At 70.1% G+C, this 12,350-nt stretch carries 9 protein-coding genes and 3 tRNA genes; 8 read left to right on the forward strand and 4 right to left on the reverse strand.

Annotated elements, in window-relative coordinates:
* Positions 1-105 precede the first annotated feature (105 nt).
* The 4 genes from EDD92_RS33020 to EDD92_RS33035 form a co-directional block, all read right to left on the reverse strand.
* A complete protein-coding gene (locus EDD92_RS33020; protein ID WP_030942998.1) occupies positions 106-681 on the reverse strand; it encodes an ATP/GTP-binding protein in 576 nt (191 codons plus the stop codon).
* Positions 662-1,057: a DUF742 domain-containing protein gene (locus EDD92_RS33025; protein WP_030943001.1), complete on the reverse strand. Its 396-nt coding sequence runs from the start codon at positions 1,055-1,057 to the stop codon at positions 662-664. Before EDD92_RS33025 ends, EDD92_RS33020 begins: the two co-directional genes overlap by 20 nt.
* 111 nt (positions 1,058-1,168) lie before the next feature.
* Positions 1,169-1,582, reverse strand: coding sequence for a roadblock/LC7 domain-containing protein (locus EDD92_RS33030; RefSeq protein ID WP_003973453.1), 414 nt, complete (start codon positions 1,580-1,582; stop codon positions 1,169-1,171).
* Positions 1,583-1,591: 9 nt separating this feature from the next.
* Positions 1,592-5,359, reverse strand: a complete 3,768-nt coding sequence (locus tag EDD92_RS33035) for a nitrate- and nitrite sensing domain-containing protein (RefSeq protein WP_123967698.1) — start codon at positions 5,357-5,359, stop codon at positions 1,592-1,594.
* Between the two features lie 601 nt (positions 5,360-5,960).
* Here EDD92_RS33035 and EDD92_RS33040 point away from each other — a divergent pair.
* From EDD92_RS33040 to EDD92_RS33075, 8 genes are all read left to right on the forward strand, one after another.
* Positions 5,961-6,149, forward strand: coding sequence for a hypothetical protein (locus EDD92_RS33040; protein WP_030943007.1), 189 nt, complete (start codon positions 5,961-5,963; stop codon positions 6,147-6,149).
* A 127-nt stretch (positions 6,150-6,276) separates the two neighbouring features.
* Positions 6,277-7,062, forward strand: a complete 786-nt coding sequence (locus EDD92_RS33045) for a fumarylacetoacetate hydrolase family protein (RefSeq protein WP_123967699.1) — start codon at positions 6,277-6,279, stop codon at positions 7,060-7,062.
* Positions 7,055-8,542 (forward strand): glutamate--tRNA ligase, encoded by a 1,488-nt coding sequence (gene gltX / locus EDD92_RS33050; protein ID WP_123967700.1) that lies wholly within the window; start codon positions 7,055-7,057, stop codon positions 8,540-8,542. The genes EDD92_RS33045 and gltX overlap by 8 nt, the downstream gene beginning before the upstream one ends.
* Positions 8,543-8,728: 186 nt before the next feature.
* Positions 8,729-10,981 (forward strand): FlgD immunoglobulin-like domain containing protein, encoded by a 2,253-nt coding sequence (locus EDD92_RS33055; RefSeq protein WP_123967701.1) that lies wholly within the window; start codon positions 8,729-8,731, stop codon positions 10,979-10,981.
* A 256-nt stretch (positions 10,982-11,237) separates the two neighbouring features.
* The gene (locus EDD92_RS33060; protein WP_123967702.1) at positions 11,238-11,969 is read left to right on the forward strand and encodes an HAD family hydrolase; all 732 of its coding nucleotides are present in this window, start codon (positions 11,238-11,240) and stop codon (positions 11,967-11,969) included.
* Positions 11,970-12,060: 91 nt separating this feature from the next.
* Positions 12,061-12,132, forward strand: a tRNA-Gln gene (locus EDD92_RS33065).
* 39 nt (positions 12,133-12,171) lie between these two features.
* Positions 12,172-12,244, forward strand: a tRNA-Glu gene (locus tag EDD92_RS33070).
* Between the two features lie 29 nt (positions 12,245-12,273).
* A tRNA-Glu gene (locus EDD92_RS33075) sits at positions 12,274-12,346 on the forward strand.
* Positions 12,347-12,350: the final 4 nt, after the last annotated feature.

A 12,350-nucleotide genomic window follows, 5' to 3' on the forward strand; every position in this document is an offset into this window, starting at 1 on the left:
TTCCTCTGCCGAAACGTTATGAACACCGGGGCCGACCGTGTCAAAGCACACAGCCGGCTCCGATGCGTCTACGACAACTGCCGTACGACATGGATGATTTGGTTGTTACCTCAGCCGTGCCATGAGAGCGTGCTCGACCAGCGTGATCAGCGCGCTCTTCGCATCACCTCGGTGCCGGGCGTCCGTCGTGATGATCGGGGTGTCCGGCCCGATCTGCAGCGCCTCGCGCACCTCCTCGGGAGCGTACGGCTGGTGCCCGTCGAAGCCGTTCAGCGCGACGACGAAGGGCAGGCCGCTGTTCTCGAAGTAGTCGACCGCGGGGAAGCAGTCCGCCAGGCGCCGGGTGTCCACGAGCACCACCGCGCCGATCGCACCGCGTACCAGATCGTCCCACATGAACCAGAACCGGTCCTGGCCCGGTGTACCGAACAGGTACAGGATCAGGTCCTGGTCCAGGGTGATACGGCCGAAGTCCATGGCCACCGTGGTGGTGGTCTTGTCCCCGGTGTGCGTGAGGTCGTCGATGCCCGCGGACGCGGACGTCATGACGGCCTCGGTGCGCAGCGGGTTGATCTCCGAGACGGCGCCGACGAACGTGGTCTTGCCCACGCCGAAGCCGCCCGCCACCACGATCTTGGCGGAGGTGGTGGCACGACTCGGTTCAGAGCTTGCGAAGTCCACTGAGCACCCTTTCGAGCAGGGTCACGTCCGGCGCACCGGTCGTCTCGTCGCCACCAGGCTGGTGGATGGCGACGAGCCCGGCCTCGGCCAGGTCCGCGACAAGGATCCGGGCGACGCCCAGCGGCATGGACAGAAGCGCCGACACCTCCGCGACCGACTTCACCTCACGGCACAGGTGGCAGATGCGCTGGTGCTCCGGGAGCAGCCCCATGAGTGCTGCCGGGTCGGCCGTGGTGCTGATCAGCGCCTCGATGGCGAGCTGATAGCGCGGCCGCGTCCGGCCACCGGTCATCGCGTACGGACGTACCAGTGGCTGGTCGCCCTCATCCTCGTACGGCTCCGCGTACGGATCATGAGAGGCGGTGGGCGGGGTCATGAATCCTCCGGGCGGGACAGCAAGTCGGTCGGGCTGGCCGTCTGACGGGGCCGGTGGGGGGATTGTGGCGGCCGGACGGTGATGTGGTGACGGGGGTGGATCCTGGGTGGATCAGTGGAGCAGACTGCCCTGTAGCTCGGCGCGCAGGTCCGGCGTGAGGACCGCACCTGCCCGGTCGACGAGCAGCGCCATCTCGTAGCCCACCAGGCCGATGTCGCACTCCGGGTGCGCGAGCACGGCCAGGGACGAGCCGTCCGAGACGGACATCAGGAAGAGGAAACCCCGCTCCATCTCGACGACCGTCTGCGCCACGTTGCCGCCCTCGAAGATCCGGGAGGCCCCGGCCGTCAACGAGGTCAGCCCGGATGCGACGGCCGCCAGCTGATCGGCGCGGTCACGGGGGAAGCCTTCCGACATCGCCAGAAGGAGTCCGTCGGCGGAGACGACGACGGTGTGGGACACACCGGGGGTGTTGTCCACGAAGTTGGTGATCAACCAGTTGAGGTTCTGTGCCGCCTGGCTCATCTGGCTCAACTAACGCTCCTGCTGGTGAGTGGGGCTCGGGAAACTGCCGGTCTGACCGGTACCTGTACCGGCCTGGCGACCCTGCGCGATGCCCCGACGGAGATTGGTCAGCCGGCCGCGTACGTCGTCAGGCGCACGCGAGACCTGCGGACCGGCTTGGTGCTGTTGCTGCTGAGCCGTGCCCGGAACGAGGTTCGCCCGGGGCACCCGGCGCGGCAGGCCGGAGGTGGTGACGCCGCCCGCCGCCGGCTGCCTGACACGCTCCGCCTGCCGGACGAGATCGTCGTTCGGCGAGGTGCGCCAGGAAGAGGTGGCGGGACGCTGTGAAGCCGCAGAGTGCTGCGGGGCCGCGGGAGCGGCCGGAGCCTGCGGTTGCTGCGGGGCCGGTGCGGAGCCGTTGCTCTGCTGACCGCCCTGCTGGCCGTGGAACCAGTTGGTCTCCAGCGTGTCGTACAGGGGCGTACGACCATCACCGGGGCCCTGCGCCGGCGGCAGTGCCTCGGGCTCCTGGCGGACGGGCCGCTGCTGCGGACGCTGCGGGGCCGGCGGCCGCGGAGCACCGAAGTCGCCACCCGGCTGCTGACGCTCGAACTGCCCTGTGTCACCGGGGTTCTGGCGGCCCGGCAGGGAGTGCTGCCCGGTGGAGCCGTTGTCGTAGCCCGACGTGGCGAACTGGCCCGTGGAGCTGCCGTCGTACGCCTGCGGACTCGCGAACTGTCCGGTGTTTGCGGGGTTGTTCGGGTTGTTCAGATTGTTCTGTCCGCCTCGCCCGTTCTGGCCGGACGGAGCGCCGAAGACGTCCGGGCGGACGTACTGGCCCGTGTTCTGCGAACCGTTGCTGCTCGGCTGCTGCGCCCCGAAGTCCTGGGCGGCGAACTGGCCGGTGTGCTGCGGGTTGCCCGGCGCCGGGGCGCCGAAGTCGGGGCGCGCGAATTCCGAGGTGGAACCGGGGCCCTGACGGTCGTCGGACCGCGGGATCGCCGGCATCTCGGACGTCGCGTCGATGCGCGGCATCCGGGAGGTCTCGTCGTGGCCGCGCGGGGTGTCGAGCGAGTCACGAGGCACTGGCGGCTGCGCGTTCTCGTCGCTCCAGCTCGGCCTGGACTGCGGGTTGCCGCCCGGCAGCTCGGCACGCGGACCGCCACGGCCCGGCAGCTGCGGCTGACGGCCCCGCCGGCCGCGGCCCTGCTCATTGCCGGCGTCGGCGTTCTTGGAGGACTGCGGCGGTACGGCGCCACGAGCGCCGCCGAAGCTGTCCTGCCCCATGCCCGCGGCCTGCAGGCCCTGCGGCGCACCCGGCGCCTGACCGAACCCGGCGCCCGCCCCCGCGGGAGCCGGCCGGCCCTGCTGCGGGGCTGCCGGAGACTGCGGTCCACGCGCTCCGCCGGGCGCACCCGGACGGCCGTCGCCGGTACCCGGCAGCGCGGCCCGCGGGCCCTGGCCGGCACCGAGCAGACCACCACCGGAGGCACCGGCACCGAGGGCGCCACCACCGGGCGCACCGGCACCGGCCTGGCGCCGTGCGGCGGCCACACCTGCGGCGGCCTGCGCGGCGGCCGGACCGCCGGAGACACCGGGACCGCCCTGGCCGGGCTTGCCCGGAGCGGGCTTCTTGCCGCCCTGGGCGACATCGACGGGCAGCATGACCAGCGCGGTCGTACCACCGGAGTCGGACGGGCGCAGCTGGATGCGGATGCCGTGGCGCTGCGACAGCCGGCCGACCACGAACAGACCCATGCGGCGGGAGACGGAGACGTCCACGGTGGGCGGCGAGGCGAGCCGCTCGTTGATCGCCGCGAGGTCCTCGGGGGAGAGGCCGATACCGGTGTCGTGGATCTCGATCAGCACGCGGCCGTCGGGCAGCGCGTGACCGGTGACCTTGACCTTGGTCTGCGGCGAGGAGAACGAGGTCGCGTTCTCGAGCAGCTCGGCGAGCAGGTGCACGAGGTCGTTGACCACGCGGCCGGCGACCTCGGTCGTCGGCACGGCGGCCAGCTCGATGCGCTCGTACTGCTCCACCTCGGACGCGGCGGCGCGGAGCACGTCGACCAGCGGGACCGGGCGGGTCCAGCGACGGCCGGGCTCTTCACCGGCGAGAACCAGAAGGTTCTCACCGTTACGGCGCATACGGGTCGCGAGGTGGTCGAGCTTGAACAGCGAGGACAGCTGGTCCGGGTCGGCCTCACGGGACTCGAGCTCGGAGATCAGCGACAGCTGGCGCTGGATGAGGCCCTGGGAGCGGCGCGAGAGGTTGGTGAACATCGCGTTGACGTTGCCCCGCAGCAGGGCCTGCTCGGCGGCGAGGCGGACCGCCTCGCGGTGCACGTCGTCGAAGGCCGCGGCCACCTGGCCGATCTCGTCCCGGGAGTGCACACCGACCGACTCGACGGAGGTGTCGACGTCCTGCGGGTCCGACTCGGACAGCTGCTTGACCAGCTCGGGCAGCCGGTCCTGGGCGACCTTGTTGGCGGTCTCCTGCAGGCGGCGCAGCGAGCGGATCATGGAGCGGGCGATGACGAAGGCGCCGACGAGGGAGACGCCGAGCACGAGCAGGATCAGCGCACCGGAGATGATCGCCGAGCGCTCGGAGGCGGCGCGCAGCTCGCGGGCCTTCTGCTCCATGTCCTCGAGCAGCGTGTGCTCGATCTTCTTCATCTGCTCGATCTTGGTCGAGCTGTCGTCCACCCAGTCCTGGTACGAGCGCTTCGGCAGGTCGTCCAGGGCGTTCTGGGAGGCGAGGGCACGGCTGGCGTACTTGTCGCTGGCCGTGATCGTCGTGTTGTTCTCCTCGATGGGCTTGAGGAGAGCGGTGGCCGTCTCGGTGCCGTAGATGCTCCGGAAGCTGCGCAGCTCGGACTTCTGGCTCTCCAGCGCCGACTGCGCGTACAGCCGGTCGTTCTCCGACAGGTCGCCGACCGCGGTGTTGTTCGCGGGGAGCGCCGCCGCCAGAACGGCGCGCTGCATCGACGCGTACTCCTTGGCGGAGGAGAAGGACGCCAGGGCGCGGGTGCGCTGGATCATCTCGGGGTTGCTGGTGGCCTCGGCCATGTCCTGGGAGAGGTCCAGCAGGTGCGTGACCAGACGGTGGTACGCCTCGACGGTCTGGGTCGAGTTGTTCTTGGCCTGGTAGGCGGTGGAGCGGATCTTCGACAGCTGTTCGAGGTCGCCGACCACACCGACGAGGCTCTCCCGGACGCCCTGGAGCGAGCCGTCCTTGTTGGAGGTGTCGATCTCCTCGGCGGCGTCGATGAAGTTGGTCTTGGCCCGGTCCGTCTTGTCCCGGTAGCCCTTGACCGTGTAGTCGCTCGCCTTGGAGCCGTGTGCCAGCGGACCGGAGGACAGGTCGCGTTCCTTCTGGAGCGCGTCGGCCAGCTCGGTGGCCTGCTTGGTCATGTCCGTCAGCAGCTTCATGTTGTCGAGCTGCTGGATGTCGTCCATGTTGTCGCTGATGCGCAGCGCGCCCAGCGAGGTGGCCGCCACCACGGGAAGCGCGAGCAGCGACACCAGGCGCGTGGAGATGCGCCAGTTGCGCAGCGCCACGCGGGATCCCGGACCGCTCGGGCCCTTGGGCGGCTTGACCGCCGGAGCGGCGGAGCCGGGGGACCCGGGAGGTGCCGACGCGCCGGAGCGCCCGGAGCGCTCTCCGCCGTCGCCCGACGGGGCCGGGCCCGGGTTCTGGGCGTGCTGGGGGGAGGGACTGCCGGCATTGGGGCCAGTCCCGCCGTGCGGCTCCGGCTCCGCCGAAGCACTGCCATCCCTCTTGAAACGTCCCTGCACTAGCGTCGCAACCTCTGGACCAGGCGCCCCTCCGCGTGAACGGAAAGACACGGTGTCGGCGTTTTAGGCGGCGCCCTGAATGCGCCCCCTGTGGTCGTGAAGTGACCGGCGCTGGCTCCCCTTCTCGCCGCAACGCGGCGCTCGTTGCGCCCCCTGTGCGCCGGCTCGATCCTGCGGCGGTCCGTGGAATTCCAGCACAGTGCCGGATCTCCAACAAGGGCCGAGCACTATGCCGTGACCCACGTGACTGCACGTGAGTGCAGGATTACCGGACGTAGAAAGTGATCTCGTCCATAACGGACTTATGTGTGTGAGTCACCCACGTGGGAGCGGTGTCCTAGTCGCCATGATCAGGAGCGGAATGATGGCTTCAGGTGGGCAATGTCCGTTTCGTGGGGGTCGACAACGGGCCTGAATTGACCGTTTTGCCTGTCGGGTCGTGAGGAAACTCACATGCTGATCATGGGGTCTTCACGCTTCGGGAAGGGAATTGAATGTTTAGCCTGACGCTTTACAGGACGTAACACTTTGACAACCGCGCCTGCGCGAGGGCCCCGAGGGCCCGGCCGGGCGCCCGTAGACGACAAGGTCACGTACAACAGTGAAGACGACGATGATGTTCCGCAACATAGCCAACCCGCGGCGCACGACGCTGGCGCACCTCGAGGACGCCGACGCACTGCAGACGCCGCAGCAGCCGGAGCACTCCGTCGATCTTCCCACCCAGACCGCCAATCCCCGTCGCACCATCCTGGTGGAGGTCCCCGCCACGGCCTCCGTCGCGCAGTAGTACGCGCACCGGCCGTAGATCACTCACCGCGGCCGCGCACGCCTCAAATGCGCGCGGCGCAGCCCTCTCACCGCGTTAGCCTGGAGCGTCAGACTCCAGCCGGCTCAAGTGAGGGGCGCAGGATCCCGTGCGCATCGCCAGGTTCTCCATCGACGGGAACGTCGCCTTCGGCGCGGTCGAGGGCGACAAGCCGGACGAGCTCGTCCTCGACATCATCAAGGGCATCCCCTTCGCGGACTTCGAGCTCTCCGGTACGAAGGTGCCCGTGAGCAAGGTGCGGCTGCTGCCCCCGGTGCTCCCCAACAAGGTCGTGGCCTTCGGCCGCAACTACGCCGAGCACGCGCGCGAACTCGGCAACGAGGTGCCCGACGCCCCGTTCGCCTTCTTCAAGCCCTCCACCTCGGTGATCGGCCCCGGCGACGAGATCCAGTACCCGCCCTTCTCCGAGGAACTGCACCACGAGGCCGAACTTGCCGTCGTCATCGGCCGCATGTGCCGCGAGGTCCCGCGCCAGCGCGTGGCGGACGTGATCTTCGGCTACACCTGCGCCAACGACGTCACCGCCCGCGACGTGCAGAAGCGCGAGAAGCAGTGGGCCAGGGCCAAGGGCTTCGACACCTCCTGCCCGCTCGGCCCCTGGGTGGAGACCGACCTCGACCTCGCCACCGCGTCCGACCTGACCGTCCAGCTCACGGTCAACGGCGAACAACGCCAGCTCGGCCGCACCAGCGAGATGATCCACTCCATCGAGGATCTGATCGTCAACATCTCCGAGGCCATGACGCTGCTCCCCGGCGACGTGATCCTCACGGGCACCCCGGCAGGCGTCGGACCGCTCACCGTCGGCGACGAGGTCGCCGTCACCATCGAAGGCATCGGCACTCTCACCAACAAGGTTGTCAAGCGTGGCTAGCGCACCCGGCTCCCCCGTACGCGTCCGTTTCTGCCCCTCGCCCACCGGTAACCCCCATGTGGGCCTGGTCCGCACCGCCCTGTTCAACTGGGCGTTCGCCCGGCACCACCAGGGCACTCTGGTCTTCCGCATCGAGGACACCGACGCCGCCCGCGACTCCGAGGAGTCGTACAACCAGCTGCTCGACTCGATGCGCTGGCTGGGCTTCGACTGGGACGAGGGCCCCGAGGTCGGCGGCCCGCACGCGCCGTACCGCCAGTCGCAGCGCATGGACCTCTACAAGGGCGTCGCCGCCAAGCTCCTGGACGCCGGCCACGCGTACCACTGCTACTGCTCGCAGGAGGAGCTGGACACCCGCCGCGAGGCCGCCCGCGCCGCCGGCAAGCCGTCCGGCTACGACGGCCACTGCCGCGACCTCACGGACGCGCAGGTCGAGGAGTACAAGGCCCAGGGCCGCACCCCGATCGTCCGCTTCCGCATGCCCGACGAGACGATCACCTTCACGGACCTGGTCCGCGGCGAGCTGACCTTCACGCCGGAGAACGTCCCCGACTACGGCATCGTGCGCGCGAACGGCGCCCCGCTGTACACGCTCGTCAACCCGGTCGACGACGCCCTGATGGAGATCACCCACGTCCTGCGCGGCGAGGACCTGCTCTCCTCCACCCCCCGCCAGATCGCCCTCTACAAGGCGCTGATCGAGCTGGGCATCGCCCAGCAGATCCCGCACTTCGGCCACCTGCCGTACGTCATGGGCGAGGGCAACAAGAAGCTCTCGAAGCGCGACCCGCAGTCCTCTCTGAACCTCTACCGCGAGCGCGGCTTCCTCCCGGAGGGCCTGCTCAACTACCTGTCCCTGCTGGGCTGGTCGCTCTCCGCGGACAAGGACATCTTCACCATCGAGGAGATGGTGGCTGCCTTCGACATCGCGGACGTGAACCCCAATCCGGCCCGCTTCGACCTCAAGAAGTGCGAGGCGATCAACGCCGACCACATCCGCCTGCTGGATGTGAAGGACTTCACGGAGCGCTGCGCCCCCTGGCTCAAGGCTCCCTTCGCCCCCTGGGCCCCGGAGGACTTCGACGAGGCCAAGTGGCAGGCGGTCGCCCCGCACGCCCAGACCCGCCTGAAGGTCCTCTCGGAGATCACGGACAACGTCGACTTCCTGTTCCTCGCCGAGCCGGTCTTCGACGAGCCGTCCTGGACGAAGGCGATGAAGGAGGGCTCCGACGCCCTCCTCCGCACGGCCCGCGAGAAGCTGGAGTCCGCCGACTGGACCTCCGCCGAGTCCCTCAAGGAGGCCGTCCTGGCCGCCGGTGAGGCCCACGGCCTCAAGCTCGGCAAGGCCCAGGCCCCGGTCCGCGTCGCCGTCACCGGCCGCACGGTCGGCCTGCCCCTGTTCGAGTCCCTGGAGATCCTGGGCAAGGAGAAGACCCTGGCCCGCATCGACGCGGCGCTGGTCAGGCTCACCGCAGGGTGACACCGACCCGGTGAACTCACAGGAGGGCGGCTTCCGTAACGGAAGCCGCCCTCCTGCCGTACACGGACTTGTCACCCGGAGTTCTCCCTTCCGTGCAACTCCCGCTCCCCGGGCCGACGTTGCATGGTCGCCTTGCAGGTGAGGCACAAGCTCATCCTGCTCAGCATGTGACTTGGGGGAGGGGACGTGACCCGTTCACGAAGATTTGCCGAGGTGGCGCTCACCGGGGTGGTGGCCCTGTCCTGCGCGGTGTCCGCCACGCAGGCGCAGGCCGCGCCGAGCGCCGACACACCCGTGGCGACCGTGCAGTTGAGCAGGACCGTGCCGACCGAGGTGCAATACCGGTGGTCAGGGGCGTCCGGGTTCCAGTACTGGCTGCCGGAGGGCGGCTCGGGCGCGACGATGTCCGCCGACTACCCGGACTTCACCCCGCCGCAGCACGCCGGGCCCGACGACCTGGCCACCGGCAACGATGTCAGCAACACCCGCAGCGGCAGCACCGTCACGCAGAAGCACCGCTCCACCGGTGCCACCGCGACCGTGCAGATCCCGGACGGCCAGACCTACGAGGCCGCCACGGGCTGGAGCGTCCTCACCCAGGACGGCTCGGGCGCCCCGCACGTCCTGCGCGCCGCCGCCGACGGCACCACCACCGACCTCCCGGTGACCGGCCTGCCCGCCGACGCCAGGCCCACCAAGTACGTCACGGGCGGCTCGGTGCGCCGCGCCGCCGTCGTCTACACCGTGGACGGCACGACCGGCGTGGGCCTGGTCGACCTCGCGGACGGCTCCCTGCGCCCCTATGTGACCGGTCTGACCGCGGCACCCACGAAGGTCCTGTTCAACGACCGCTGGCTGGTCGCCGACAAGAAGGCGATCCGCGTGGACTCGGAGCCGGGCACCGCTCCCGGCACGATCACGGGCCAGTACTACGGCACCCCGCAGGCCGTCGTCGGCGACCACCTGCTCGCCGGTATCAGCAAGGACGAGAACGACCCGATCTTCCTGCCCGCGGGAGTCGGCCCGGCCCTGTGGGACGTCTCACTCACGGACAACAGCTCCCGCACGCTCCTCCCCGGCGCGGAGGGCCACTTCGGCATCACCCCGGACGGCGGCCTCCTCATCACCGCGGGCCCGTCCAGCGTCGACTGGCACGTCTACCGCGTCACGCCCACCGCCGACTCCGACGTCACCAGCAAGAACGTCCTCGACGTGCCGGCCTGGAAGACCCGTCCGGACGGCCTGGCGCTCGCGGGCGGCGAACTCCAGATGTACGGCAACACCGGCAACAACGGCGCCTACGGCTTCTACACCATCCCGTTCGACACGACGGGCCGCCCGACCGCCCTCCAGGCCCGCCGCGGCCCCGCGCTGGCCCCCGCGTCCCCGTGCCTGGGCGGCGACGCCGCCTGCCCGCAGATGGAGGCCCTCGGCGACGGCAGGGTCGCCTACCTGTGGACCGACTCCGCAGGCAAGGAGTCCATGAACGTCGTCGGCGAGGACGCGACCACCATCCGCAACCTGCCCACCGGCGACGCGGGCGGCCGCCTCCTCACCGGCACCGGCCGCTACGCGCTCTACAACGGCGGCACCGCCGGCGTGCAGGAGGTCGCCGACTTCCCGAAGGCCGCCGCCGGAACCATCACGCTGAACCGCACCCGCACCGCCGCCGCCCTCTGGGGCCAGCGCCTGTGGACCCCGGGCAGCACCCAGGGCACGGTCGTCGCCTACGACCTCAAGACGAAGAAGAACGTCGCCTCGGTCAGCACCGGCGCCCCCTGCACCCCGAGCGAACTCCAGGCCGTGAACACCTGGCTTTACTGGACCTGCGGCACCGCGGGACCGACGGGCGTCTACGACCGCGCCACGGGCCGCGCGATCACCGTGCCCTCCGGCCCGGCCCGCCTCGCCGACGGCTACCTGGTCCGTGAGAACCGCACCACCCACGAACTGCTGCTCACCGACTTCCACACCGGTACGGCGACCACGCGCACCGTGGCCGTGCTCCCCACGACCGACCAGAACACCGGCGGCGGCAACGGACGGTGGGCCGTGGACCGCTTCGGTGGCAACGTCGCGTACCTCACGGACACGGCCAAGGTGGCGCTCGTCACCGCCGACGTCCCCACCTCGCCCCTGGCACAGATGGAGGCGCAGACGGACCCCGTGGCGGGCGGTCCGGCGACGTCCAACCCCTGGAAGCCGGTCTGGCAGCTCAGCAAGCCGTCGACCTGGACCCTGACCCTGGCCACCGGCACCGGCACGGTCGTCCGCACCCTCACCGGCACCTCCACCGCCGCCGCCGTCCGCGCCTCCTGGGACGGCTACCGCCAGGACGGCACCCGGGCCCCCGGCACCTACACCTGGACCCTCACCGCCGAACCCCGCGACAGCCAGGGCCCGACCCTCACCCTGACCGGCACGACCACGGTCAACTGAGAGACACGTCACGGACTCGCCGCGTCACCGTCGGATCACGAGCATTCGGCCCGTGGTCCGGGAGGTGGACGACACCCTCTTCGACGCTGCGTACTTCGGGGGCTGACCCCCGGACCCCCAGCCGGTCCGGGGGGTACCGTCGGTGCCATGGCGATCAGAGCCGTCGTTTGGGACGTGGACGACACCCTCTTCGACGCTGCGTACTTCGGGGGCTGACCCCCGGACCCCCAGCCGGGCCGGGGGTACCGTCGGTGCCATGGCGATCAGAGCCGTCGTCTGGGACGTGGACGACACCCTCTTCGACTACACGACCGCGGACCGCGTCGGCATGGGCGCGCATCTCGCCGCCGAGGGCCTGCTCGACGGGTACGACACCGTGGAGCAGGCCCTGGCCCACTGGCGTGAGATCACCGACCGGCAGTGGGCGCGGTTCTCGGCGGGCGAGGTGACCTTCGAGGGCCAGCGCCGCGATCGCGTAAGGGTGTTCCTCGGCGAGCAGCTGACCGACGCCCGGGCCGACGACTGGTTCCAGCGGTACATGGCGCACTATGAGGCCGCCTGGGCCCTCTTCCCGGACGTCCTGCCCGCCCTGGACGCCCTCGCGGCCAGCCACCGTCACGCGGTGCTGTCCAACTCCAGCCTCACCGTCCAGGACCGCAAGCTGCGCACCCTCGGCGTGCACGACCGCTTCGAGGTCATCCTGTGCGCCGCCGAACTCGGCGTCTCCAAGCCCGAGGCCGGCGCCTTCCTGGCCGCCTGCGAGGCCCTGGAACTCGCACCGCACCAGGTCGCGTACGTCGGGGACCACCCGGAGATCGACGGGCGCGGTGCCGCCGAGGCCGGACTGCTGTCGGTGTGGATCGACCGCGACGGCGCGCACACCAGCGGTGACGCACCCACGGGCCCCCACCGGATCGCCTCCCTCGCCGAACTCCCCGCGATCCTCCGCGCCGATACCCGTTTTGGAGCCCCGTCCACCTTCAGGTAATGTTCTTCCTGCGCCGCCGGAGAGCGGGCCGAAAGGCCGGGAACCGGAGGAGCAAACTAGAACAAGATCCCCGCAGGGGCTTGCGTTCCAGTGGCCTATGGTGTAATTGGCAGCACGACTGATTCTGGTTCAGTTAGTCTTGGTTCGAGTCCAGGTAGGCCAGCTCGCGGAGCTCATCCGCACCGCGGATGTCATCCGCTAAGCCCCCGTTGTGTAGCGGCCTAGCACGCTGCCCTCTCAAGGCAGTAGCGCCGGTTCGAATCCGGTCGGGGGTACTGATCTCGATCAACTCGGGATCGCTAGGGCCCCCGTTGTGTAGCGGCCTAGCACGCCGCCCTCTCAAGGCGGTAGCGCCGGTTCGAATCCGGTCGGGGGTACAAA

This window comes from Streptomyces sp. TLI_185, assembly GCF_003814765.1.
In the GTDB taxonomy this organism is placed as follows: domain Bacteria; phylum Actinomycetota; class Actinomycetes; order Streptomycetales; family Streptomycetaceae; genus Streptomyces.

Bases quoted from the DNA above. Each gene is read 5' to 3' on its own strand.
- EDD92_RS33030 (WP_003973453.1), bottom strand. From the start codon at position 1,582: ATGAGCCAGGCGGCACAGAACCTCAACTGGTTGATCACCAACTTCGTG.
- EDD92_RS33060 (WP_123967702.1), top strand. From the start codon at position 11,238: ATGGCGATCAGAGCCGTCGTCTGGGACGTGGACGACACCCTCTTCGAC.
- EDD92_RS33025 (WP_030943001.1), bottom strand. From the start codon at position 1,057: ATGACCCCGCCCACCGCCTCTCATGATCCGTACGCGGAGCCGTACGAG.